Origin of the sequence: Leptothrix sp. (in: b-proteobacteria), assembly GCF_965250675.1 — a bacterium.
Taxonomy (GTDB): domain Bacteria; phylum Pseudomonadota; class Gammaproteobacteria; order Burkholderiales; family Burkholderiaceae_C; genus Sphaerotilus.
This window is the reverse complement of sequence record NZ_CBDFPH010000011.1, coordinates 111,818-137,760: the sequence shown is the minus strand read 5'-3', so window position 1 is coordinate 137,760 and position 25,943 is coordinate 111,818. Positions and strand designations below refer to the sequence as shown.

Annotated in this window: 15 protein-coding genes and 1 tRNA gene; 6 read left to right on the top strand and 10 right to left on the bottom strand. The window is 63.2% G+C overall.

Features of this window, described 5'->3' with window-relative positions:
- Positions 1-61: 61 nt before the first annotated feature.
- Genes yaaA through AC5IG3_RS14985 form a run of 3 tightly spaced genes read left to right on the top strand, consistent with a single transcriptional unit; the run spans position 62 to position 2,094 of the window.
- Positions 62-835, top strand: a complete 774-nt coding sequence (yaaA, locus tag AC5IG3_RS14995; protein WP_491907101.1) for a peroxide stress protein YaaA — start codon at positions 62-64, stop codon at positions 833-835.
- 21 nt (positions 836-856) lie between these two features.
- A complete protein-coding gene (locus AC5IG3_RS14990; RefSeq protein WP_491907100.1) occupies positions 857-1,726 on the top strand; it encodes a 2OG-Fe(II) oxygenase in 870 nt (289 codons plus the stop codon).
- 26 nt (positions 1,727-1,752) lie between these two features.
- Entirely contained in the window at positions 1,753-2,094 is a 342-nt protein-coding gene (locus AC5IG3_RS14985; RefSeq protein WP_491907099.1) for a hypothetical protein, read from the top strand.
- A gap of 2 nt (positions 2,095-2,096) precedes the next feature.
- Here the strand turns inward: AC5IG3_RS14985 and AC5IG3_RS14980 are convergent, their stop codons facing one another.
- From AC5IG3_RS14980 to AC5IG3_RS14970, 3 genes are all read right to left on the bottom strand, one after another.
- On the bottom strand, positions 2,097-3,461 hold the full coding sequence (locus AC5IG3_RS14980) for an MBL fold metallo-hydrolase RNA specificity domain-containing protein (RefSeq protein WP_491907098.1): 1,365 nt from the start codon (positions 3,459-3,461) through the stop codon (positions 2,097-2,099).
- Between the two features lie 106 nt (positions 3,462-3,567).
- Complete coding sequence (locus tag AC5IG3_RS14975; RefSeq protein WP_491907097.1) at positions 3,568-4,986, bottom strand: DEAD/DEAH box helicase; 1,419 nt, start codon at positions 4,984-4,986, stop codon at positions 3,568-3,570.
- A gap of 95 nt (positions 4,987-5,081) precedes the next feature.
- A complete protein-coding gene (locus tag AC5IG3_RS14970) occupies positions 5,082-5,363 on the bottom strand; it encodes a hypothetical protein (protein ID WP_491907096.1) in 282 nt (93 codons plus the stop codon).
- A 21-nt stretch (positions 5,364-5,384) separates the two neighbouring features.
- On the opposite strand from AC5IG3_RS14970, the gene AC5IG3_RS14965 reads away from it, so the two are divergent.
- Positions 5,385-6,587, top strand: a complete 1,203-nt coding sequence (locus AC5IG3_RS14965; RefSeq protein WP_491907095.1) for an ammonium transporter — start codon at positions 5,385-5,387, stop codon at positions 6,585-6,587.
- On the opposite strand, the gene AC5IG3_RS14960 is transcribed toward AC5IG3_RS14965, so the two are convergent.
- A complete protein-coding gene (locus AC5IG3_RS14960; RefSeq protein ID WP_491907094.1) occupies positions 6,588-7,352 on the bottom strand; it encodes a SapC family protein in 765 nt (254 codons plus the stop codon).
- Positions 7,349-8,650, bottom strand: coding sequence for a hemolysin family protein (locus AC5IG3_RS14955; protein ID WP_491907093.1), 1,302 nt, complete (start codon positions 8,648-8,650; stop codon positions 7,349-7,351). Before AC5IG3_RS14955 ends, AC5IG3_RS14960 begins: the two co-directional genes overlap by 4 nt.
- A gap of 65 nt (positions 8,651-8,715) precedes the next feature.
- On the opposite strand from AC5IG3_RS14955, the gene AC5IG3_RS14950 reads away from it, so the two are divergent.
- Both AC5IG3_RS14950 and AC5IG3_RS14945 read left to right on the top strand, forming a co-directional pair.
- Positions 8,716-9,537, top strand: a complete 822-nt coding sequence (locus AC5IG3_RS14950; protein ID WP_491907092.1) for a symmetrical bis(5'-nucleosyl)-tetraphosphatase — start codon at positions 8,716-8,718, stop codon at positions 9,535-9,537.
- 58 nt (positions 9,538-9,595) lie between these two features.
- Positions 9,596-9,685: transfer RNA gene (locus tag AC5IG3_RS14945), tRNA-Ser, on the top strand.
- Positions 9,686-10,222: 537 nt separating this feature from the next.
- Here AC5IG3_RS14945 and AC5IG3_RS14940 read toward each other — a convergent pair.
- The 5 genes from AC5IG3_RS14940 to fic form a co-directional block, all read right to left on the bottom strand.
- Positions 10,223-12,082 carry a tetratricopeptide repeat protein gene (locus AC5IG3_RS14940; RefSeq protein ID WP_491907091.1) on the bottom strand — a complete coding sequence of 620 codons (1,860 nt, stop codon included), beginning with the start codon at positions 12,080-12,082 and terminating at the stop codon, positions 10,223-10,225.
- A 59-nt stretch (positions 12,083-12,141) separates the two neighbouring features.
- Entirely contained in the window at positions 12,142-14,955 is a 2,814-nt protein-coding gene (locus tag AC5IG3_RS14935) for an ATP-dependent DNA helicase (protein ID WP_491907090.1), read from the bottom strand.
- A gap of 189 nt (positions 14,956-15,144) precedes the next feature.
- Positions 15,145-21,120 (bottom strand): anti-phage protein ProA, encoded by a 5,976-nt coding sequence (proA, locus tag AC5IG3_RS14930; protein WP_491907089.1) that lies wholly within the window; start codon positions 21,118-21,120, stop codon positions 15,145-15,147.
- A gap of 174 nt (positions 21,121-21,294) precedes the next feature.
- Positions 21,295-24,699, bottom strand: a complete 3,405-nt coding sequence (locus AC5IG3_RS14925; protein WP_491907088.1) for a DEAD/DEAH box helicase family protein — start codon at positions 24,697-24,699, stop codon at positions 21,295-21,297.
- A 60-nt stretch (positions 24,700-24,759) separates the two neighbouring features.
- Positions 24,760-25,875 (bottom strand): protein adenylyltransferase Fic, encoded by a 1,116-nt coding sequence (fic, locus tag AC5IG3_RS14920; protein ID WP_491907087.1) that lies wholly within the window; start codon positions 25,873-25,875, stop codon positions 24,760-24,762.
- Positions 25,876-25,943: the final 68 nt, after the last annotated feature.

Here is a 25,943-nt window from a genome sequence, read left to right as displayed (position 1 = left end):
GCGCTGATAATCACCTGCGCTGTTCGCGCTGCCGCCTTCCCTTTGCCGGTTTCCTCTGCCCATGCTGTTTCTGCTCTCGCCTGCCAAGTCGCTCGACTACGACACGCCCACCACGGTGGCCGCCACCCGGCCCAAGTTCCACGCCGAGGCGGCCGAGTTGATCGACGTGCTGCGCACGCAGACGTCTGCGCAGATTGCCAGCCTGATGACGCTGTCCGACAAGCTCGCCAGCCTCAACGTGGCCCGCTACGCCGCCTGGCGCTCCAAGGCCACGCCCGCCAACAGCAAGCCGGCGCTGCTGGCGTTCAACGGCGATGTCTACGACGGTCTGGCCGCCGGCAGCCTGAGCGAAGCCGACCTGGCCTGGGCACAGGATCATCTGGTGATCCTGTCGGGCCTCTACGGCGTGCTGCGGCCGCTGGACGCGTTGCAGCCCTACCGGCTGGAGATGGGCACGCGCCTGACCAACCCGCGCGGCAAGGATCTCTACAGCTGGTGGGGCGACACGATTGCCGCTGAACTCAACCACCGCCAGGCCCAGGCCGCCGCGCCGGTGATCGTCAACCTGGCCTCGCAGGAATACGCCCGTGCCGCGCTGCGCAAGAGCCTGAAGGCGCGCGTGGTCGACTGCGTGTTCGAGGACTGGAAGGGCGGCGACTACAAGATCATCAGCTTCTACGCCAAGCGCGCACGCGGGCTGATGGCGCGCTACGCCATCACGCAGCGCCTGCAGCGCGTCGAGCAGCTGCAGGGCTTCGATTTGGACGGCTATGCCTGCGACGCCGACACATCCAGCGCCGACCGGCTGGTGTTCCGCCGCCGGCTGGAGGCCTGAGGAATTCAAAGGGAGGAAGAGATGAGCGACCAGACTGTCACGCCCGAATTGCGGCGCTGGATCATCGAACAAGCTACCGCCGGCCACACGCCGGACGCGGTGCTGCAGGCCATGCTGGCCTCGGGCTGGCTGGAGGACGTGGCGATTGCCGCGCTGGAGGAAACGCTGCGCGACCACCTGGCCGAGCGCACCCGCGCCACCGCCGTGGTGGCCGAGCCGCAGGCGCCCACCGCAGTGGCGCTGCCCGCGCCGGCGCTGGAGAACTCGCCCGCCAGCGTCTGGGCGCATGACCGCCAGGTGCAGGTGCTGATGAACTTGCACAACCCGCGCGTGGTGGTGTTCGGCGGCCTGTTGAGCGCCGAAGAATGCGCGCAGGTGGTGGCGCTGGCGCAGCCGCGCACGGCGCGCTCGCAGACGGTCGACAACGAGACTGGCGGCAGCGAGGTGAACGCCGCGCGCACCAGCTCGGGCATGTTCTTCAGCCGGGGCGAGACGGCGTTGATCGAGCGCATCGAGGCGCGCATTGCCGCGCTGCTGCACTGGCCGGTCGAGCGTGGCGAGGGTCTGCAGGTCTTGCACTACCTGCCCGGCGCCGAGTACAAACCGCACTATGACTATTTCGACCCCGCGCAGCCGGGCACGCCCACCATCCTCAAGCGCGGCGGCCAGCGCGTGGGCACGCTGGTGATGTACCTGAACACGCCAGAGCAGGGCGGCGGCACCACCTTCCCCGATGTGCAGCTGGAGATCGCGCCCCTGCAAGGCCATGCGGTCTTCTTCAGCTACGACCGCCCGCATCCACAGACGCGCACGCTGCACGGCGGCGCGCCGGTCATCAGCGGCGAGAAGTGGGTGGCCACCAAGTGGCTGCGCGAAGGCCGCTTCGACTGAATTTTTCAACCCCCGAGGAGATCACCATGCGACACCTGCAATCCCTGCTGGCCCTGTTGAGCCTGACCCTGCTGGCCCCGCTGGCGATGGCGCAGAACGCGACGGCACCTGCCGTGCTCAAGAAGCCGAACGCTCAGGTGCAGAAGGTGCAAAAAGCCCAGAAGGCGGACGCCAGCAAGAACAAGGCGGTCAAGAAGCCGATGGCCACTGCCTTGACGGCGAAGAAGGCGGTCAAACCGGTCAAGGCCACGGCTGCCGGAAAGACCAGGCCGGTCAAGAAAGCCCGCGCGGTACAGCGCGACAAGCCGGTCAAGAAGATGTCTGCGGCGGCGCCCGTCATGCGCCGTGACGATGGTTCGATGCCCTGAGGTCAGAACGCCAGCACCTCGCCGTGCTGCGGCACGCGGGCCGGCCAGCCGAGTGTTTCCTCGATGCGCAGCCGCAGCGCATCGGACGCCGCCGGCTCGCCGTGCACCACCAGCACCTGGCCGGGCGCGTGCGGCAGTTTCCTGAGCCATTGCATCAGGCCGTCGGCATCCGCATGGCCCGAGAAGCCTTCCAGGTGATGGACCTCGGCCTTGACGGCCACGTACTGGCCCTGGATCTTCACTTCATGGGCGCCGTGCACCAGCTTGTCGCCCCGGCTGCCGCCGACCTGAAAGCCGGGAAACACCACTGCGTTGTGCGGGTTGGGAGCGAGCGCGGCCAGATGCTGCAGCACCCGCCCGCCGGTGGCCATGCCGCTCGATGACAGGATCACCGACGGCCAGCGCTGGCGGCTCAGCCGCTGCGATTCCTGCGGCGTCTGGACCAGATGAACCTTGTCGCCCATCTGGCGCGCTTCGGCGGCCGACAGGCGCATGAGCTTGCGGTGGCTGTTGTAGACCAGCGTGGCGCGCTGCGCCATGGGGCTGTCGAGGTAGACCGGCAGATCTGCCGGAATCTCGCCCGCGCGGCGCAGGCGCTGCAGCACCGTCATCAGCGCCTGGGCGCGGCCCACGGCGAAGGTCGGGATCAGCACCTTGCCGCCCCGGTGCACGGTCTGGCGGATGATCTCGCCGAGCCGCGCCTGGCTGTCCTCGGTCGTGTGCAAGCGGTCACCGTAGGTGCTCTCCACCAGCAGCACGTCGGCGTGCGCGGCCACGGTCTGCGGCGGTGGCATGAGCAGATCGTCGTCGCGGCCGATATCGCCGGAAAACACCAGCGTGCGCTCGCTGTCGGTAACGGTGATGGAGCAGGCGCCCAGCAGGTGGCCGGCAGGCGTCAGCAGCGCCTGCAGCGACGGGGTGGCCTGCCAGGTCTTGAGCGTGGCCACCGGCTGCAGTTGCGAAATCGCCCGTTCGGCATCGCGCTTGGTGTAGAGCGGCTTGGCCGGCTGGTGGCGTGACCAGCCGCCCCGGTTGGCGCGGTGGGCGTCTTCTTCCTGCAGGTGGGCGGAGTCCAGCAGCATGATCTCGGCCAGGTCGCGCGTGGCGGCGCTGCACCAGATCGGGCCGCGAAAGCCCTGCTTGACCAGCGCGGGCAACCAGCCGCTGTGGTCGAGGTGGGCGTGGCTCAGGATGACCGCATCGATCTCGTGCGGCGGCACGGCCAGCGGCGCCCAGTTGCGCACGCGGTGCGCCTTGAAGCCCTGGAACATGCCGCAGTCGAGCAGCACGCGTTCGCCCGCAGCCGTGGTGACCAGGTGGCGCGAACCCGTCACGCCGTCAGCGGCGCCCAGAAATTGGATTTGCATGGTGGCAGCCCGGGAACATGGAGGTCCCAGCATGCCACCGGCCTGACCCGTTGCGGGTCAGGCGGCCCGCTGTCAGCAGGCTCAGGTCAACAAGTGTTGACGCGGATCAGTCTTCGCGCGGGCGACCCGGGACGCGGCTGGGCGCGCCTTGCGAGGAGCGTTGACCCGGCGTGCGGTGGCCACCGTGATTGGCCGGGCGCGGGGCCTGGCCGGGCGCACCAGCGCGTTGACCGCCCTGACCACGACCCGCACCTTGGCCGCTGCGCGGCTGGCCTTGACCGCCACCGCCGCCGTTATGGCTGCGGCCGCCACGGCCCGCAGGGGCACCGCTGCCGTTGAGTGTGCGGCGGCCGATCTGGATCGGCTCGGCGCGCTCGTTCGGGTTCGGCTCGTAGCCGGCGATGATTTCGCGCGGAATGCTGCGCTTGATCAGCTTCTCGATGTCGGCCAGGAAGCCGTCTTCGTCGACGCAGACCAGCGACAGCGCCTCGCCCTGCGCGCCCGCGCGGCCGGTGCGGCCGATGCGGTGCACGTAGTCTTCCGGCACGTTGGGCAGCTCGTAGTTGATGACGTGCGGCAGCTGGTCGATGTCGATGCCGCGCGCGGCGATGTCGGTCGCCACCAGCACGGTCAGGTCACCGGTCTTGAACTCGGCCAGCGCCTTGGTGCGCGCACCCTGGCTCTTGTTGCCGTGGATCGCCATCGCGCTGATGTCGTTCTTGTTCAGGAACTCGCACAGGCGGTTGGCGCCGTGCTTCATGCGCGTGAAGACCAGCACCTGCTCCCATTTCTGGCTCTTGATCAGGTGGACCAGCAGGTCTTTCTTGTTCTCGCGACCGACCTTGATCACGCGCTGGGCGATGGTCTCGGCGGTGGTGTTGCGGCGCGCGACCTCGATCACCTGCGGCTTGTTGAGCAGGCGGTCGGCCAGCGTCTTGATCTCGTCGCTGAAGGTGGCGCTGAACAGCAGGCTCTGCTTCTTGGCCGGGATGATGGCCAGCACCTTCTTGATGTCGTGCACGAAGCCCATGTCGAGCATGCGGTCGGCCTCGTCCAGCACGAAGAACTGCACCTGGCTCAGGTCGAGCGTGCCTTGCTGGTGGTGGTCCAGCAGGCGGCCCGGGGTGGCCACCAGGATGTCGACGCCCTTGCGCAGGCGCTCGATCTGCGGGCCCATGCCGACGCCGCCGAACATCACCATGCTGGTGAGCGGCAGGTACTTGCCATAGGTGCGCACGCTTTCCTCGACCTGGGCGGCGAGTTCACGCGTGGGCGTCAGGATCAGCGCGCGAATGGCGTTGCGGCCATTGCGGTTCTTGGCCGGCTCGCCGGCGGCCAGCAGGTGCAGCAGCGGCAGCGTGAAGCCGGCGGTCTTGCCGGTGCCGGTTTGGGCACCTGCCAGCAGGTCGCCGCCTGCGAGCACCGCAGGAATGGCTTGCGCCTGAATCGGGGTGGGGATTTCGTAGCCTTCTTCGTGCACGGCACGGAGGATCGGCTGGGCCAGGCCCAGATCGTCAAAAGTCATGGAGACAGGGGGGTACCGCTCAAGGGCGGGTCGATCGGGTCTGCAGCCTCGCCTTGCGCGAGCGCCAGTCTCAGGCCCTACCGGAGGCGTGGGAGTCAGAAACGACTGTCATGCCCTGACTGGTGCAGGCATGCCGGGGCGCATTGTAGTTGCATGCGGCGGTGCAGCATGGTGCCGATCGGGTGTTTACCCGAGGAGCGAATCCGCTCAGGCACCAAGATGGTTCCTGGTTGTTTTGATCGCACTGAATTCGTGCGTCCAAGAAAATGCTTTTGCGCTGTTGTGGTGCGACGCATCGATGCATTCAGGCCCGGCAGTTGCACCGTGTTGGGTACGTGATTTGCTTTATTGGTGCGCTTTGCGCCTGCCAGGTGCATATCCAACCTTCAGATCGATTCATGGATACCTACAAACAAGGCGCTGACGCGCTGTTCATCCTGCTGGGCGCCATCATGGTGCTGGCCATGCACGCGGGGTTCGCGTTCCTGGAACTCGGTACGGTGCGCAAGAAGAACCAGGTCAATGCGCTGGTCAAGATCCTGGTCGACTTTGCGGTCTCGACCGTGGCCTATTTCTTTGTCGGCTACACCGTGGCTTACGGCGTGAACTTCTTCACCGGGGCCGAGGCGCTGGCGGCCAGGAACGGCTACGACCTGGTCAAGTTCTTCTTCCTGCTGACTTTCGCTGCGGCGATTCCGGCCATTGTCTCGGGCGGCATTGCCGAGCGCGCGCGCTTCGGTCCGCAACTGATCGCCACGGCCGTGATCGTCGGCGTGATCTATCCGCTCTCCGAAGGCGTGGCCTGGAACCAGAAATTCGGCCTGCAGGCGTGGCTCAAGGGCGCGTTCGGCGCCGAGTTCCATGACTTCGCCGGCAGCGTGGTGGTGCACGCCGTCGGTGGCTGGATCGGCCTGGCCGCCGTGCTGCTGCTGGGCGCACGCGCCAACCGCTACCGCAAGGATGGGGCGATGTCGGCGCACCCGCCGTCGAGCATTCCCTTTCTCGCGCTGGGCGCGTGGATCCTGGCCGTGGGCTGGTTCGGCTTCAACGTGATGAGCGCGCAGACGCTCGACAAGATCTCCGGCCTGGTCGCGGTCAATTCGCTGATGGCGATGGTGGGCGGCACGCTGGTGGCCGTGCTGATGGGCAAGAATGATCCCGGCTTCACCTATAACGGACCGCTCGCCGGTCTGGTGGCGGTCTGCGCGGGCTCGGACCTGATGCACCCGGCGGGCGCGCTGGTGGTGGGCGGCATTGCCGGCGCCATCTTCGTCAGCCTGTTCACGTTGACGCAGAACAAATGGAAGATCGATGATGTGCTGGGCGTCTGGCCGCTGCACGGGCTGTGTGGCGCCTGGGGCGGCATCGCCTGTGGCATCTTCGGCCAGACGGCGTTGGGCGGCATGGGTGGCGTCAGTCTCGCCAGCCAGACGGTGGGCACGCTGCTGGCGGTGGTCTGGGCGTTTGGCGGCGGCCTGGCGGTCTACGGCACGATCCGCGCCTTCACCAGCCTGCGCCTGAGTCAGGAAGAAGAGTTCGAGGGCGCCGACCTGTCGATCCACAAGATCGGCTCTACGCCCGACCGCGAAGTGAGTTGGTGATCAGCCGGTGATGCGGCGGGCCAGGTTCTCGATCTGGCCGATCGACAGCAGGTGTGCGTGGATCAGGCCCAGCATGCCGTTGCGGTGCATTTCCAGCACCGTGGCGTCGGGCAGGGCGCTCAGCTTGGCGTGGTCGACCATGAAGAAGCCGCCAGCCTGGATTTTCTGGCCGTTGGCGAGTTCGCCATTGATCTCGGCGCCGCGCAGCAGGTTCAGCTCGACCAGCTTGTCGCACAGCTGCTGCGTGGTGGCCAGGTCCTGCTCGTAGCGGTCCAGGAATCGCATCACGGCCTGCAGGTAGTCGGTGGGTTCGCTGGTGTCGGTCAGCAGCAGTTCGCCGTCCGCGTCATTGAAGCCGGCCCAGGCCTGGTCGACGGCGAGGCTGTAGCGCTCGGTGTCGGTGCGCACGTAGGCGAACGGGAAGCGGCGCAGGTAGCCCGGCAGCCACTGGGCGTCCCAGCGGCCGTCTGCGGTCACGAACAGGTTCTGCTTGTCCTGCAGGCCGAGCAGCGCGACGGCGCTCAGGCGCTGGCGGCCGGTGTCGTCGACGCCCGCCACCACGAAGCCTATCGGCACCTCGCGTGCGGCGGCAGCAAATTCCGACACCGTCAGCGCGACGGCGTTGGTCTCGCGGGCCATGCGCCAGTCCTGAATGGATGTCACGCGCTTGCCGGCGTGCAGCCGGGGGTCGAGCAGGACCAGGTCGCGGTAGAGGCCCGCCACGGGGGCTGCAGCGGGGGCGGATTTCGAGTTGTCTTGGCTCATGAGTTGTCTTCGTTCGGGGTCTGTCGGCTGGCCAGCACCTTGTCGACGCGCTTGCCGTCAAGGTCGACCACCTCGAAGCGCCAGCCGTCCCACTCGACCACGTCGGTGGTCTGCGGCAGGCGGCCCAGCAGCAGCATGACCATGCCGGCCAGGGTGTTGTAGCGGCCGCGGTCCTCATCGGGCAGTTGCTTGAGGCCGAGGCGGTCTTTCAATTCGTGCACGGGAATCAGGCCGTCGACCAGCCACGAGCCGTCGTCGCGCTGTACCGTCCAGGCATCCTCGGCCAGCGCGGGCGTGAACTCGCCGGTGATGGCTTCGAGCACATCGCGCAGCGTGATCACGCCCTGCACGACGCCGTATTCATCCACCACGAACACCATCTGCACTTCTGAACCACGGAAGTGTTCCAGCAATTCCATGCCGGAGAGGGTCTCCGGCACGAAGACGGCGGGCTGCATGGCGTCGATCAGCGACAGTTCGCTGCTGCGCGCCAGCTGCATCAGCAGTTGCTGCGCGGTGACGACACCCAGCACATCGTCGAGTCCGTGGCGGCAGATCGGGTAGCGCGAGTGGCCGTGCTCGACCAGCACCGCCAGGATCTGCTCGCGGCTGCCGGCCGCATCCAGCCAGGCGATGTCGCCGCGCGGAATCATCATGCTGCCGATCTGGCGGTCATCCAGCCGGAAGACGTTGCGCACCATCTGGTGCTCGTGCGCCTCGATCACACCCGCATCCAGACCTTCTTCCAGGCTGGCGGCGATTTCTTCTTCGGTCACGCCCCGGCTGCCGGTGTCGCGCACCCCCATCAGGCTGAGCACGGCCTGGGTCGTGCCCGACAGCAGCTTGACGAAGGGCTTGGCGGCAATCGAGATGCCGTTCATCGGCTTGGCCATCAGGCGCGCCACCGTTTCGGGGTGCAACTGGCCGATGCGCTTGGGCACCAGTTCGCCAAAGATGATGGTGATGAACGTGATGATCACCACCACCAGCGCCGTGGCGCCGATTTCAGCCGCCGAGTGCGTGACCGGCAGGGTGCTGACCAGCCATTGCGCCAGCGGCCCCGAAAAAGCTGCATCACCCACGATACCGTTGAGCACGCCGATCGACGTGATGCCGATCTGCACCGTCGACAGAAACTGCGTCGGGTTGTCGTGCAGCGCCATCGCCGCACGTGCGCCCGTGTCACCGGATTCAACGAAGACCTGCAGCCGGGCCTTGCGGCTGGAGGCCAGCGCCATCTCCGACATGGCGAACAAGCCGTTGATGAGGATGAGAAAAATCAGTAATGCAACGTCCATAGCGGGCACGGAGCACAGCCCGCGCCAAAGTCAAAGCGGCTGGCAGCGTAGCAGAATCGCGCCCCATGATTTATCTCATTGGTGACCTGCAAGGCTGCTGCGACGCATTCGAGCGCCTGCTGGTAAAAATCGACTTCTCGCCCTCGCGTGATCGGCTCTACATCCTGGGCGATCTGGTCAACCGCGGGCCGCAGTCGCTGCCCGTTCTGGAGCGGCTGTCCGGCCTGGGCGATGCCGCGACCTGCCTGCTCGGCAACCACGATCTGCACCTGCTGGCCGTTGCGCATGGTGTGCGGCGCGAGCACCGCAGCGATACGCTCGCCCCCATCCTGCAGAGCCCTCGTCGCGAGCACTGGCTCGATTGGGTGCGCCAGCAACCCCTGGCGGTGCGAGCGCATGGCTGGCTGATGGTGCATGCGGGTGTCGTGCCACAGTGGACCGCTGATCAAACACTGGCATTGGCTGACGAAGTGCACCAGTTGCTGCGCAGCGCCGACCTGCCGGCCTTTCTGGCCGTGATGTACGGCAACGAACCCGCGCGCTGGGACGATGCGCTGCAGGGCGCCGACCGCTGGCGCTTCGTCATCAACGTACTGACCCGCATCCGCTTCTGCAGCGCCGACGGCACGCTCGATTTCAAGCTCAAGGAAAGCGCCGACAGCGCGCCGCCCGGCCTGCTGCCCTGGTTCGATGCGCCCCGGCGCCGCACCGCCGGCGTGCCGATCGCGTTCGGCCACTGGTCTACGCTGGGCGCGCTGCAGCGCGACGACCTGCTGGCGCTCGACACCGGCTGCGTCTGGGGCGGCGCGCTGACCGCGGCCCGCATCGACGGTGGCCGCCGAGAACTCATCAGTGTGCCGTGCGATCAGGCACAGGCGCCCGGTTGAGCCGCGCCCGGCAATCTGCCACAATCCGCCGCTCGCGCACCGGGGACGGTGCAGCGAAGGAAGCGTGGCCGAGTGGTTTAAGGCTGCAGTCTTGAAAACTGCCGTGGGGGTGACCCCACCGTGAGTTCGAATCTCACCGCTTCCGCCAAAGCCCCGTATTTCGGGGTTTTTTCGTCTTGTCCCGTTAAGCATAAAGTGGCCGTCTGGCCAGCTTTTGGGCTAACTTCCGATGGGTCACATTTTGCTTTTTCGCTTTGTTGTGGTAAGCGTCCTGCTCAGTTGAAAAAGTTGACTGGCGATTGCTCACGTGTCGGCAGAGTGGCTCGGCAATGTTGAGCGAGAGGGTGTGACCTGCACCGCAGTACAGGTCCCCATATGTCGCTCGCCGCACAATGAGGCCTTTGTAGCTGCTCCATCCTTTGGTCTCGCCTGAGGCGACGTGCCTGACTCGTCTACCCCAGCGCTGGTATGCCTTGGCGAGCACACACGTGCTCCACGCTCCTCGCAACGGCAATGAGTGGACAGTGGCTCAACGCACTGTGTACCCAGCGGCGCTCACGGCCGAGGCGAGTGTTGTACTGGTCAGGGATGAACGGCGTTACGCCCACGCCCGATTTGACTTCCCCCTTTGCGACCCAGCGCTATGCCCCCAACCTCTGGCACCGCAGCCTACATGTTTCCCCAATCACTGGGCGGCCTCGACATTCCCGATATGTGCAATCGAAACTGCTCTCCACCCCCAGTTTCCTTTCTTTTTATTGAAACCAAGAACTGCAGTACCTGATATGCGTTGACCATCCTCGATTCGGTGCATTGAAACAAGAGGCGGAGGAATGAAAACATCACTTTCCGTGAATCCCATTCCGTTGGACAGCCGAACTTCAGCACAGAACTCCTTCTTGACGTCCGGATGGGGCTGTTTGTCCGACGCTTTTGCCAAAAGCACCTTGTATGCCGCGCCGTGCCTTGACGTGTATCTCGATAACCGCAAGGCAATCGAATCACCTTCGACGAAGGAGTGGTCAAGCTCAGAGAGAGGGATGACGCCATCAATCTCGCGGTTGACAATGAAATGCAGAACGTCCTTTTCTACGTTGACGTGGTCGACGATGCCAATGTTGTCAGTGAAAATGTCCCATCGCGCATTCGCGTCCCTGACTTCGAGCACATAGAGCTTGAATCCCTTGCCGTCCTCTAACTCTCCCTTGACGCTTATCGTGTCGCCATCAGCCCATTTTCCTCGGCCGAGCTTCGATTCCGGGATGATTGCCTCCATAGGAATCGAGGGCGTTCTTAGGAATATCTTTCGCTTTTGCTTAGATTTGCCTTCTTTGTCGAAAACAGAAAAACCTTCGCCTACGCAGGCGTCTATCCAAGGTAAGCCACCAAACAGCAGTGCTTCAGCGGCAGGGAGCTTTGACTTGTAAAAGTCGCGGTTTGACGAGGCTGCCGCGGTTGCTGAAAACCAAGGTTGAGTGGTGATTTCAGCAACCTCCTCCGGTATCTTGTACCCTTCGCGCTCCTTCGTGCGAACGACGGTTTCAACCTCGAACTTTGCAGCAGAGAGGTGATTGCCTTCCAGCATACGCTGGGCGACCTTTAGCCTGATTTTTCCTGTGAACTTGTCTTCGCTAGGACAGGATAGGGCCTTGCAGTAGCAGCCAAGGGCTGCATCGCGGTCTGTCTGCGAAACGATGTCTCCCAGCAATCCCCAGGCCCAGTAGTCGTTCGGCTTGGCCTTTGCAATTATTAGCGCGAACTCAAGAGCCTCATCATTCATGCCCAAGGCAAGAAGCACCTTGGCCTTGTCCAGCTTTAGCCAGACGTTATCTGGATACCGCTCAATCGCTGCATCGAGATGGGGGAGGACCTGTTTCTGCTCCCGCGCATCATCAGACGCAGCAGCCTCCTTCCCCGCCTGCTGGATAACTTTCTCAGCTAGCGACGGGTATTCCTTGCCGTCCGGCGTGCGGAAACGCTCGAAATCCTCTTGCCGCAGATTTTCCAAATTCCACAGGCGGGAAAATACAAGCATGCTGAACTTGTCTTGACTGACTAGCTTGGCGGCGAGTTGCAGAACACAGGAGTGCAGCAGCGAGGGCTTCTCGACATCTAGCCTGAGGTAGTCACTAAGATTACGCTTAACAGCTCCGAGATTGAAGTTCTCGGCAGCCATTAAATCTTTGGAGTGCTTAAACAACTCCCAGCCGAGTCCAGCCTGGACCTCCCTGTCCGTCGGGTAGGCGGCCAAGGCCTTACGGTATGCGGACGCGGCTTCTGCATGGCGGCCTTCCTTGCTCAGGGCCTTTGCCTTGCTAATTTCTCGACCACTGGGATTGCATAGATTGAGGGCGTTCCGACGCCCTTTTGCGAGTACGTCGTCCGAGGCGTCTGCCTCGATGCTCTCTAGTTGCATCCGGTAATGTGATAGGTTCGAGGTCTCCCCGCTTCCGGCGTCACGTTTGATAATGTCAATGAGGCACCAGCAAAAGGCCTTCCTGTCCCAAGCGTCTGCATTCGGAGAGCCCATGAGTTCCAATGCCATCCGATATGCTTCGTCGATAGCGCCTTCCCTGCGTTTTGCGAATACCTCCTTGCTTGTCATCATTGCTGCATACCCTCAGTAAGCAATTGACCTACTGTGGCGACCAGAGGGCCGGGAGAGCAGGCAGTTAGCACGGGCTGGCACTTGGTAAACCGGTCTTTGCCGTTGTACCAGATGTCGTACACGGCAACCGCGCCCTCCTTGACGAAGCTATATCGCTGGGACCATTGCTGCACGACGACATTTTGGACCGCGATTTCGCTCGCGCTGCACATCGCCAGAACCTTGTCATGGAAGTCGTTGAGAAACTGCTTGGAGAACGACGATTGCGCGACCGCCGAGCCTTCGGAGGCGAGAAGCGGCCGACCTTTGAGCGGCAAGAGCAGGTCTAGCAACTCGGAGCCAAGACCTCCAAGGCCATGGGGCGTGACGGAAGAAATCCTGTTCTTGCTCGTGTAAGAGATGGCCACGCGGGCGGTCTCGACTCCACGCTTGAAATGGTAAGACTCCTGCCACTGGTTGTGGTGCACGTCGTCAACGACGATGCCCTTCCCGTCAGTCAGCCTGCGCACCTCCGCAAGTAGCGAGAGAAGGACCGTCGCGCTCTCGGGGATGCCAAAAGTGCCGGAGTCTTGCGGCGAGGATGTACGAGCATGTTGCAGCGAAGGAATGATGGCGACTGCAGTTGACTCGGAAGCCTCCGTTGACACAAGAACGTCCAACGCGGGGTTCGAGACCATTTTGATGCCGCTCCACGGCTGGATGTCGGGCGGGTCAAGCAGATAGAGATTCTTGGCCGTTCGGGTTATGGCAGTGTAGAGCCAGCGAAAATAATCTGCGGTCAATTGGCTCTGGTGGCTCTTGCATTTGACGAATACGCTATTCCACTCACTTCCTTGAGCCTTGTGGCAAGTGATTGCGTATCCAAACTTCAGTCTGAGCGCGTTGAAATACGGGTCAGCTTTCAATGTGTGCTTGAACTCACTGCTTCCCCGTTTAAGGTTCTTGTTCCGTATACAGAAGTCGAGATAGAGAGCCTTGTTCTGGTCGGAGGAGAGTGCAATCTCTTTGCAGTACAGCAGGTCCTCGATGATTTTGGCCTTGAAGAAATGGGAGACACCTTCGAGGTCTTTGAAGCCAATAACGACATCCTTGAAAAGCAAGGGAACTGGTATTTCCTCAACTGTTCCGGTGTCGGGGGATTTTCGTTTCAGGGTGACGGTGCGCTTTTCGGAGTCGGTGAGGACCTGCCTTATCTGGCCAAAGTCGCCGTTCGATATGAATAGACCGTATGCATCGCTGTTGGAGACAGCCATCACCTTGTCCCCTTGCTCAATTTCAGGGCGGCCGGGAAAAAAGTGCTCCCGAATTCGCCGGTTGTAGTCTCCGACGTCTGAATTTGAGTGCGCGATTACTATTGCTTCCGCATTGATTTTACCGCCGCATGATTCGAGATAGCGGTCCATCAGGTCGACGTGCTCGACCTTTTGTACATCGGGGTAGCCAAATTCCACTGTCAGCCGATTGAATGACTTTTCCTTCAATGCCTTGCGGAGCGGAATTGCGTTCGCGATAACGCCGCTTTCCGATTTTTGACGCACGACCTCAGAGAGCTCGAAGCCCGTAGACCGTGCGCCGTGCTCCCGGTAAAGGTAACCGGCATCCAGGGCTGGCGAAAAGTTCATGCCAACAGGCGGCAATTGGGCATCGTCACCGATGAAAATAATCTTCTTGCTGTGGTCGTTGTGGTCCAAGTTAACGAAATTCAGAAAGTCAGCAAGCAAATGCCCGGTTCCGAAGCGGAAAAACTCGGCCTCCTGGTAGTTATCGGAAATCATGGATGCTTCGTCCACGATGTAGACCGTGTCTGCCGAGAGACTGTTCACAGCAAGCTTGGCGTAAAACTTGAACGTCTCGGTTCCATCAGTATCGTCGTCGCGATACTCGGCAATGTCGTCGAATGAGTAAATGCTCTTGTGAATGGTGTACGCCGGCGACTTGGTCTTGCTTGCAATCACCTTCGAAGCCTTGCCTGTTGGTGCAGCAAGGACATAGTTGCGACCGATTGCTCTGAAATACTCGGTCAATCCCTTGGTGACAAAAGTTTTCCCCGTGCCGGCGTAGCCTTTGAGCAGGAAGACACTTTCCGTCTTGCCGTCGAGGAATCGTTCTAGGTTGTTGACGAGTTCCGCTTGACCATTCGTCAGTGAATACCCAGCAAAGGCATCGTGGATGCTCACCAGCCTGCGTGTGTTAGCAGACTTGAAGTCCATTGTTTCTGCAGCCCTTGCGGAAGCCTGCTTGAAGTCCCGAATTCTGGTCTCGTCGAGAACTTGCCCAAGTTCGGTGATTGGCGCTTGAAAGGCCTTTTCAGAAGCCTCCAAGCGATTCAATTCTGCTATTGCTGCCGCCAGCTGTTCTGCTAGAGCTGCTGCCGTCTCGGCTGGAGCAGCTTGTTTCGCTGGTGGTTGGTATGGCATATAATATTCAGCATGCTCCTCGCCGTAGGTCTTACATAGCCACTGCCCAAGAAGGTAGGCCTCCTCAATAAGAGGTAGAGACGTATTGGCGTCCATTGAGCCGCCGTGGGCAGCCTTATTGCCGAGTATGCGCAAGGCATGAAGCTTCTGCACTACAGCTTCGCCAGCGGCATCTTGGAAGGAGGGGGATTTTAGTTTCTCGAAAAATCCGTCAGATGGCAGGCTCGGAAGCCTCAGTTCTCTATAGACAAAACCAACGAGTTCTTCTGCGAAGCAGCGCAATTTTACGGCCACCGTATGGGGGTCCGTGTGCGCGTAATGCTCTGCGAAGGCTGCGTGTTGGTACAACTGGGGCCAGCGGCCCCTCAAAGGTTGGAAGTTGTTCGAATTCATTCTTTGTCTGGCCAGTAGCGCAGCGATGCAGTTACGCAATTGCGACGTAGCAAAGCGGTGTCGTTCATTTTTGTACTTGTTGGACCCATCAAAATCGCAACCCACTCTGCTGACATCGACTCAGCCTGTCGCAGCACCGTCTCTCCTACCATTTCGCCATCTCTTCGTTGCCTGCCCGAGCGACTAGCCTCATCCTTGGGCAAGTCGGATGGACGTGCCCATGTCTACCAGCTTCCCTTGAATGCACAGGAGGTCCATCGCCCTGGATACTCGTGCCTCTGCATCCGCTGTGGTCCGCGCCATCCCTATCAGGCGGCAGACCGACTTGGCGACATCCGACCGGGGGGCCGCTCCTCCCACTTCGAGCACGTGGAGCACAAGATTGCTCACCTCCTCGATGGCGACATCGACGATGTGGCGCCTTGAGGCCTCGTCCTGGTCCGCCAGCCTGAAACCTGTCCAGGTCGCCGCGCTGGCTGATGAAGGCCAGTAGTAGGTGGCCTCGCCCTCGTTAGTTCTACCGGCAGAGGGCAGCACAAGGCTCTTGAGGCGTTCGACAATTCTTGAACCCGTCCGCTCAAGACCCCATGCGCGGGCCACGCGACGGAACAGCACCAGCTCTGGCAGCGGGCCTTCTGCATCAATCGCTTGCTGAAGTTGGAGCGTGAGGGAACGCGAGGCACCGGGTTCGTAGAACTTGACGGGGTCACCTGCTGTGAGCGAGACCGGCCTGTAAACCGGGTACGCCGGCGACTCAGGCACGATTGGCGGGACGGAGGCGCCAACGGTCCCTTGTGGGCTTTCAGCATCCTGCGCCACTTCTTCATCTACCGAGGTATCGGTCAGGGCACTGGGCTCAGCGGATACCACCGGCTCATCGTCCCTGTTCTCGTCCCGCTCAAGAATCTCCTGCAGGCGAGCCAGGACCTTGTCGACCTCGGCCTCCGGGTTGAGCCACCAGTCGGTGGACCAGATGCGGTGTATGCGCCAGCCTAGGCCTTCAAGAACGTGCTGCCGCAAGCGGTCCCGGTCGCGGGCCGTTGCACCGGAGTGGTACGAACGACCGTCGCACTCGATGCCGACCAGATAACGGCCGGGTGCTCTAGGGTCGACCACACCAAGGTCGATTCGGTAGCCTGAGCAGCCAACCTGCGGATGGACGACCCAGTTGCGGTCTCGCAATACTTTGATGACCGCGGTCTCGAATGGACTGTCTGGCTCCAGTCCGGTAGGCATGGACTGCTCGACCAGCGCCCTTGGACCCTTCAGCGCGAACTCGAGGTAGTTCTTGAGGTCTCGCACACCGGCTGCCCGAACCTTTGCCAAGTCAATTTGCTGGGGCATCAAAGTGCTGTAGATGACCACACCTTCACGGGCTCGCGAGATGGCGACGTTCAGCCGGCGGTGCCCGCCTTCACCGTTGAGCGGACCGAAGTTCATCGTGGTTTTGCCCGCGGCGTCCGGCCCATAGGTGATGGAGAAGAAAATGACGTCCCGCTCATCTCCTTGGACGTTTTCGAGGTTCTTGATGAACAGCGGTTCGTGCGAGCTGGCTGCAATCGCTCGGTCCAAGGCTTGGCTCGCTCGGCGACGGGCATCCAGAAGAGTCTCGATGAGCGACTGCTGCGGTTGGTTGAAGGTCACAACGCCCAGCGTGTGGTCCTTCTTCGAATTCGAGAGGTAGTGGGCTTCGATGCCCTTGACGATGGCCTCGGCTTCCGAACGGTTCGTGCGGGTTCCGCCACGGTCATAGACGCCGTGTACTCGCTCGAATCTGACGGCCACATCGTCGGTAACCGGGGATGGGAAAGTGATGAGCTTGGAGTCGTAGTAGGCGACGTTGCTGAAGGTGATGAGGCTCTCGTGGCGGCTGCGGTAGTGCCACTGCAGGCTCAGGCGGTTCATGCCTGCACCAAGGCACTCGTCCAGGATGCTCTCCAAGTCCTCAACCTGCTCGTCGCCGGACGGACCGTCGTCTGAGTCGCTTGATTTGTTGAAGAAGTTTGTCGGCGGCAACTGCTTCGGGTCACCGACCACCGCGAGTTGCTTGCCACGTGCGATGGCGCCAACGGCGTCCCAGACAGGTATCTGGGAAGCTTCGTCGAAGACGACCAAGTCGAACTGCGCGTAGCCTGCGTCAAGGTACTGCGCCACCGAGAGCGGTGACATCAGCAGACAAGGCTTGAGCTTGGGCAGCAATGTGGGAAGCCCCTGAACCAGTTGCCGGACTGGCATCTGCTTGCGCTGCTTCTGGAGCTCCCGTCTCAGCTTCCCGAGTTCACTGTCTGGACTGACCGCCGCGCCGATACCTGAAGGCACACGGCCAGACAATACTGCTGCGATGTACTTCTCGGTGAGCTTCTGGAACTTGGTGTCCGCCTGCCGGAATTCGCGAATCTTCCGCTCGTGGTCAGCGCTCGAGAATCCACGCAGTACGGGGTCGTTGTCGATGGTCTTCTTGACCCACCAGTGTCGGTAGCTGAATTCGAAGTGCTCCTCGACCTCTCGCAAAGGCACCGCACCTGCTTCGAGGCTGGTCACGATGCCCTGAAGTCCCTGCGCCACAGCTTGGTCACGAACGCTTCGCCAGAGACACCAGGGCTGCAGCAGTCGCTTGGCGCCTTGCCAGCCTACGAGGACGGCCTGGATTCGCTCCAGGGCGCCGTCGGCGTCCGCTGCCCCTTGCAAGGGGCTCAAGGGCTTCGCCAAGCCCTCCACGGTCTCCAGCTTTTGCCGCAGGTCCCGCCACGCATCCCGAAACTCAAGCAGCGCGCGTCCACCATACGCACCGGGTGCCAGTGCTGCGCGGTCTTCACCAACCAACGGCTGTAGCCGCTGCCTCAGTGCACCCGCAACGCCCGCATCGGGACCTGCGACGAGCGTGACAGCACTGGAAAACTTGTTCGCCCAGTCCTCGTGTCTTCCCACGGTGGCCCAGTCCGTGTTGGGTCCGGCATAGGCATCCAGGAGCAGCGCTTGGGCATCCGCCTCCATTGAACGAAGCATCTGGTCTTCCTCGTTGAGGTCGACCAGTGGCGCCAGCAGGGAGCAGACAGCAGCGTCCGTTGGGCGCTTGCCGTCTTCGCGGAAGGTGGCAAGTCGTGCCTTGACAGCTCCCTTGGCGAGGGCAGACTTCGGCCACCACGTCGATGTGGCCTGCCCCCACTGGGCCTGCAGTTCGGTACCGTTGAGCTTTGCGAGCTGTGCAGTCCAGCCTTGTCCGACGCGGCCCCAGTGCCCATTGCGTGCCTCGCCATGCTTTGCCAGGGCATGGAGACGAGCCCTGGCGGCCGGGTCATGGGCTTGTCTTGCGAGCCCCGATGGCACCTTTGGCGCAGCCAACAGGACGTCGGCAAGGGCATCAATCCGGCTGTAGCCATCCAGGCTCAGGCCAGCCAGAGGCAGTTCAATCAAGCTGCCAAGTGGTTCTGCTTTGGCTTTCAGGAAGCGGATGGCGCCGTCCAAGGCCTGAGCCGCGCTCAGGAGGTCATCCTGCCAACTGGGCGCCCAGTCGGAGCGTCCGAGCTGGCTGAGGGCATGGCCATCGATTCGGCCAAGCGCGCCTGCAAGGGCAGACATCTTCCGGCTCGTTTCCCTGAGCCGGTCGACATCATCACGGCTGTGCGCCAGCGCGTCAGCCCAAGGCATGGGGGAAGGCTCCTTGCCGGCGTGCTGAATGCAGGTGCCAATGGCATCGAAGACGGTCAACCCGCTTGGGTGCTGGCGATGCAGAGAATCGACCAGTCCGTTCAGTTCCAGCCGGAGTTGGGCAAGGCGGTCCGCTTCGCGTGACCAGTCCTCCGCGGTGCGCTGCCCAGCGATGTCCAAGGCTTTGCCCAGTTGCTGAAGAACTTCCGACTTCTTGGTCTTGGACGAGTGAAGTTCCAGGCAGAACGGGCCCAGCCCGATGTCGGTGAGCCTGCGATGGACGACCTCCAGGGCTGCCATCTTCTCGGACACGAACAACACCGTCTTGCCTTTGGCAAGGCTGTGAGCGATGAGGTTGGTGATGGTCTGGCTCTTCCCGGTGCCTGGGGGGCCTTCCAGTACGAGGTCGCGTCCAGCGTCAATCGCGCAGATGGCCTTCATCTGGGACGAGTCCGACAAGAGTGGAGCGAGGATGTCCTGAGGGCGGTGGGTGTCGTCCAGGCGTTCGAAGTCACCGTCGCGACCCTCGTGCGCAAACGCTTGGCCGGGGTTCTCGATGAGGTGCTTGACGACCCGATTGCCCTTCAGCGCCTCGGTTCGGTCCTGCAGGTCCTTCCACATCAGGTACTTCGTGAAGGAGAAGATGCCCAGGTGGGCCTGCTCAAGCACTTCCCACTTCGGAATCTCCCGCACGGCAAGCCTGAACGACTGCAGCACCTTCCCAACGTCGATGCCGCGTTCGTCGGTGGGGACGACATCAAGGCCCGCAACTCGCAGCTCGAATTTGCTCTTCAGGAGCTGAAGCAGAGTCGGGTTGACGATGGCCTCGTCATCATGGCGGCTCAGCCTGAAGCCGCTACGCACGGACTGCCGCTGCAGGCTGACCGGCACCAACAAGATGGGTGCGAGGTGCGTGGTATCGGCCTTCTCTGCCTCCGTCCACTTCAGCAGGCCGATGGCCAGGTACAGCGTGTTGGCGCCGCCTTCCTCCAGACCCGTACGGGCAGCGCTGAAGATGGCCAGTAGGTTGCCATCCAAGGAGTCTTGCTGCACTCGGGCGAGCAGTTCCTTGTTGGCCAGCGCTTCGAGCGCCATGTCGTCTATGGGGGTGCGGCCCACACGATTCGTGTGTACCTGCGCCATGCGAGGGTCGGCTCCTTCCATGATTCCCGGCAGTGGCCGAACCCTGAACTCGGTTCCGTCGGCCAGGGCGTCTTCGAGCTTCGCCAGGTCTGGCGCCACGAACTGCAACGTCGATTTGGTCGGCTTGAAGTTCAGCAGCCGGTTACGCAACGTCAGGTCCAGAAGTTTGGACTTCCACTTCGACAACCGCCCCTCAGGCGTGTCTTCCGTGGGTAGGTCGAGCGGTGTCAGGAACTCTGGGTCGAGCGGCGGAAGGTGCGGCGTGGGCTCGATGGCCTCCGGCACCTCCGTCTCTACTTCCGTCCGCTTAAGCGGCGCTGTGCGCGACGGCAGCGGTTTGATTTGGACCTCGCGGGCGCGGTGGACGTCCACCGCGTAGCGGAACGAGCCCTCCTCCAGTAAGTGCGCATGGCCTTGCTCCATCGCGATGCGCAGGGACGGCCGATGACTGTGATGTTGGGCGACCCCGGTGGTCTCGAAGACGAGGAACTCGCCACTGTCAACACGCTTGCGAACGGCCTGGACGTCGTCCGTGAGCGGGTCAGGGAAGCAGGCTGAGTGAAGCCAAACGCCCACCCATGCGTGACCGTCCTTGATGAGTACGACTGGGCGGAGTCCTGCCTGCTCTAGGCACGATGCGAACAGCATGGCCAAGTCGAGGCAGGTCGCGACCCGGGCCTCAAGGATTCGCTCCGGTGTGCGAATCTTCTGTCCGTCGGAGCCGAACGATGCCGGAGGCTCGGAGTATTGGAGCGCCTCGGCCGAGATGGTGCTGTACAGAGCCGACACCTGCTTCCAGACAACCTCGCGGTTCTTGGACTGGTAGCCATTCATCGACAACTCGCTGTGCTGTGCGCGAAGGAGCTTGGAAGCCTTCCCAATGAGCACGTCTACGGCCGGATTGTTCGGCATGCAAAACGCCGCCAACAACTCTGGCAGAGCTCGCGTGCCTGCCCACTGGTCGTAGGCGAGAACCTCCAGCGGCTGCGCCTTGTGTGCGAGTTCGTTGGTCCCGGTGAGTACGGTTACCTTCACGACCGCCTGAACAGCCTCCTGAAGCTCAGCCAAGTAGCTGTGGTCGGGGTGAAGGTCCACCGGTGAAACACGGCGGCTTTCGCTGGGCGCCAAGCGGTCGAAGCGCAGCTTGATGCCCTGCGCGAACCGCGGATTGCAGGTGATAAGCACCTGCAAGTTCTCCAGCGGGTCCGTCCCGTGGTTGGTCAGGCGCAAGGACCGGACAACCGGCACGGAGTTTTGGATGGACACGTAACCAAGCGTCGCGTCCGCCTCGATTTCAATCTCGACGCCCGTCGGTTTGTCTGCCTCCGTCGCCACGCCGGTGGGTTCGCTGGCGACGCTTGTCTGGCTGTCCATCGTTGTGGCCTCCCGTGCCATTTCTTGTTCTGTCATTGTGGCTACGCCCGGTATCAGATTTGGACTCACCGCCGGTGAGGGTGTGTGGTCTTCACTTTGGTGCCTGGTGCTATTCGGTTGGTTCGGTCCGTCTAGCAATGTCAATCGCTGTACGCTGAACTCGCACTAGGCATGTCAAGCCACAGCCCGCGTCCGAATCTCATTCAACGTCGACACGATGCGCGTCACCTGCGTCGGCGGAAACACCCCCAGCGGCCCCTGCGCGTTGACATCGGTGAACGGCGACTCGAACAGCCGTTCCGGCGGCATCACGCCGTTCTGAGTCAGCTCGTCGATGACAAGCTCCAGAAACTCAATCTGCTCAGGCGTCGCCTTGCCGCCCTGGAGCAGGTCGCCGAAGGCCTGCATGGCGGCCTCGCGGTCCAGGCCCACCAATGAGCGCACGAACAGGCCCAGGCCCTGGCTGCGCGCTTCGGTCAGCAGGGGCTCCGTGCCCCCTGCAGCGATGAGCATCTTCTCCAGCTCGGCCAGGTCCAGCGCGGTCAGCGGCTGATTGCGCCGCAGGCGCTGCAGGGCCAGATGCGATTCATGGTCGCGCAGGAAGGCCCGGGCCTTGTCCTTGAACTTGGCCATGTTCAAGCCCGAGGTGACCTGCGGCAGGTCGATGCGGACCGCCTCGCCCACTTCGTCCTCGAAGTCGGTGTAGACGACCTTCTTCTGGCCCTTGGGCAGCAGCTTGATGAGGGCGCGCAGGCGTCGGCGCACGGTCTCCAGCATCGGCACGGTTACGTCCTGCCACCAGTCGTCGCTGGCGACGGCGTGAATCAGCGGCGCCTCGGCCTTGATGGCCGGGATGGCCATCTCGTCCTCGAGGTGCGTGGCGATGCCTTGAATCTTCTCGCGTAGGCTCATGAAGTCCGGCCGCGCCTGCAGCACAGACAGCTGCGCGCGCAGCAGCAGCATGTCGAAGCGCTTGGCTTCCTCGTCGTCGTCCTGCACCTGCGTGGGCAGACCGGCCACCTGCGCGGCCAGCGTGTCGAAGTCATCTGCATTCAGGGCTTGCCAGGCGTCGGCCTTGACGTAGCGCTCCACGGCTTGCCGGTGCGGACGGACGACGAAGTTGTCCACGTTCATCGCCCCGACGCGCTCGTGCAGCATCGAGGCGGTCGCGGCGCGCAGTTCGGCCAGCGTGGGGTGTCCGCCGTAGGCCGATGGCGGCGACTCCCCGACACCGTCGCCCCGTGCGAGCCGCTGGTCGAGCTCACCGATGAGGTCCAGCCGCGCCTTGAACAGCCGCGTGCTCAGCGACTCTGCCGAGGCGCCGTCGGCGCTGGCCGGGTTCTGGCTGAAGTACTCCAGGTTCTGGCAGAAGTCGAAGACATAGAAGCACTTCTTGTCCTCGTCCGGGCCGAACAGGTTCTTGCACAGGCGCGTGCCGCGCCCCAGCATCTGCCAGAACTTGGTCTTCGAGCGCACCGGCTTGAAGAAGACCAGGTTCAGCACCTCCGGCACGTCGATGCCAGTGTCCAGCATGTCCACCGACACGGCGATGTGCGGCGCCTTGTCCTTCTTCGAGAAGTCGTCGATGAGGCTCTGGGCGTATTCCGTCTTGTAGGTCACCACCCGCGCGAAGTGCCCCTTGTGCTCGGGGTAATTGGCGTTGAAGCGCCGTTCGATGAACTCGGCGTGGTGGTTGTTTTTGGCGAAGACAATGGTCTTGCCCAGGCGGTCGCCGCCCGCCACCTTCTGGCCCTGGGTCATCAGCACCTCGAGCACCTTGTCGACGGTGTCGGTGTTGAAGAACCACTTGTTCAGCTCCTCGGCGCTCACCTCGTCGGGCGCGGTGCCTTCGTCATTCCACTCCAGCTCGTCCCACTGCGCCTTGTCCTCATCGCTCAGCTCGCTGTACTTGATGCCCTCGCGCTGGAACCGCAGCGGCACCGAAATCGCCACCGGTGGCACCAGGTGGCCGTCCGCCACGGCCTGGTCCAGGTCGTAGGCGTCGGTGGGAACGCCGGTCTCCAGCTCGAACAGCCCGTAGGTGTTCTTGTCGATGTCGTCCTTGGGCGTGGCCGTCAGGCCCACCAGCAGGCTGTCGAAGTACTGGAAGATGGCGCCGTACTTCTGGTAGACCGAGCGGTGCGCCTCGTCGATGACGATGAGGTCGAAGTGGCCCACGCCGAAGCGGCGCTGGCCGTCGTGGGTCTCGTCGATGAGCCCCATCATCGTCGGGTAGGTCGACACGAAGACGCGCCCGTCCGTCACCTTGTCGGTCACTAGGTTCACCGGTGCTGCGTCGGGCAGGTGGGCCTTGAATGCGTTGACGGCCTGGTTCACCAGCGCCACCCGGTCGGCCAGGAACAGCACGCGCTTGGCCCAGTTGCAGCGCATCAGCACGTCGACCAGGGCGATGACGGTGCGCGTCTTGCCGCTGCCCGTGGCCATCACCAGCAGCGACTTGCGCAGGTGGTCCACCTCGAAGCTGGCGCCCACACGCCGAACGGCGCGGGTCTGGTAATAGCGCTCGATGATGGTGCCGCTGACGGTGGCCTCGGCCAGCGCCTTGCGTGAGGCGCGGCGCTGCACCAGCAGCTGCAGCTCGTCTTTCTTGTAGAAGCCTTGCACCGGCCGCGGCGGGTGGGCCAGGTCGTCCCACATCCAGTGCTCGTAGCCGTTGGAATAGAAGATGACCGGACGCTGCCCGAACTGCGCTTCCAGGTAATCGGCATACAGCTTGGCCTGCTGCTGGCCGACCGCCGGGCTCTTGGTGGTGCGCTTGGCCTCGACCAGCATCAGCGGCTTGCTGTCGTCGCCCCACAGCACATAGTCCACAAAGCCTTTGCCTTCGCCGTTGGGCATGCCCTGCACTTCAATCTCGAAGTTCTTCGCCGGGTCCAGCTGCCAGCCGGCCTCGCGCAGCAGCACGTCGATGAAGGCCTTGCGCGTCTCGGCCTCGGAATAGTCGTGCGTGTCGGGCACCTGGGCGTTGGCCAGCTTGGCTGCCGCCACCTGCGCGCGCAACTGCTGCAGCTCGGCATCCAGCACCGCGTGCTTGGACAGCACCTCCGAGAGCTTCTGGTCCTTCTCCTGCAGCTGGGCGCCGAGCTTCTGCAGCTGCTCGGCCGACTGCGCGGGCGCCACCGCGCCGCTGGCTGCCGGAACCAGGCCGCTCTGGAAGCTCAGGCCCGGCTCGGGCCGCTGCCCGCGCCCGTAGGTGCGGGCCAGCCAGTAGCAGACGTGGAACAGCTCACGGCTGGCGGTCAGTGCATCGGTCGGTGCCACCTTCCTGGTGCTGTGCACGGCCTCGTTGCCCATCTTCTGGATGAGCCGGGCCTTGGTGAACAGCGCGTCGCCCACGCCTCGCCGGAAGGACGGCTCGTGGATGAGGGCGCTCAGGTTGTCCTGGTAGGGCAGCTTGAAGGCGCCGTCGTGCTTGAACAACCAGTCCACCGCCAGCTCCAGGGCTCGGCGCGCGTAGAAGCATGAGACGCGTGCGTCGCTGTGGACGGCGCTCTCGGCCCGCTGGGCGGCCTCGAACACCGTGCCCCATTCGGCCTGGAGGAAGGCGAAATTGCTCATCGTGTGGGTTCCCTGATTCGTTCTTGGCCTGCCTGCTTCTGATGACAGGTCTGGGCTGAGTTAGGTGTATCGGACCACCTCATGGGTTTCGCTGGCCAGCAGTCGCAGCAGACGAGGGTGGACGAACAGCTTCTCCTTGCCCACCTCGGTCGGCGTCAGCACACCCAGCTCGGCCAAGGCATGAAGGTAGCGCGACGCAGCCTGGCGCTGGGCGACGCCGCGTTCCACCAGGTTGGCGATTCGGCAATACGGCTGCTCGAACACCACGTCCACCAGCTCGCGGCTGTAGATTTTGGGCGCTCGGTCGCGCACATGCAGGGCGGTGTGGTCGGCCAGGGCGCGGATGGCCAGTATCTTGGCCGTCGTCCACTGAGCGGTTTCTTCCACCCCTTGAAGCATGAACAGCAGCCAGGGCTCCCATCCCGCCTGACCGCCGGTCTGCGTCACTTCGCGCAGCAGCCGGTAGTAGTCCGCCTTGCGGCGCAGGATGGCGCGGCTGAGGTAGAGGATGGGCAGGTCCAGCAGGCCCGCCTGCAGCAGGAACAGCAGATTCAGCACCCGGCCCGTGCGGCCGTTGCCGTCGACGAAGGGGTGGATGGCCTCGAACTGGTAGTGCGCCGCCGCCATGCGCACCAGCGGGTCCACGTCGGTGGCCTCGTGCAGGAAATGCTCCCAGTCGGCCAGCAGGCTGCGCAGCACGGCCTCGCCCTGGGGTGGGGTGTAGACGACCTCACCGCTGCGGTCGTTGACCAGCTGGGTGCCGGGCGTGCGGCGCACGTCCAGGTCCACGCCTTTGATTTGCCGGCACACCTCGACCGCCGTGGCAGTGCTGAGCGGCCGCTCGCGCAGCGAGGCCGCGCCCCAGTACAGCGCGCCGCGGTAGCGCAGCGCCTCCTTGGTGGCGGGGTCGGCTTGGGCTTCGGCGCCGCCGGCATGCTGGAACAGCCGGTCGGCCGTGGTGACGATGTTCTCGATTTCCGAGCTGTCCCGCGCCTCCAGCATCGGCAGCGTGTTCACCAGCATCGCCGGGTTGGGCATCAGCGCGGCGGCCTGGTTCAGCGCCGCCAGCGCGGCCCGGGCCGGGATGCAGGCCTTCAGCACCGAGCGCGTCTCCAGCACCTCGGCCGCCGGCACGGGCGGCAGGTCGTTGAAGGGGCGGTCCGGTTGCCAGTTCATGATGACGTTTCAGCGTTTTGGCGACACGTCTTCACCTTATGTCGCTGGCGGCGACATGTCCATCACTC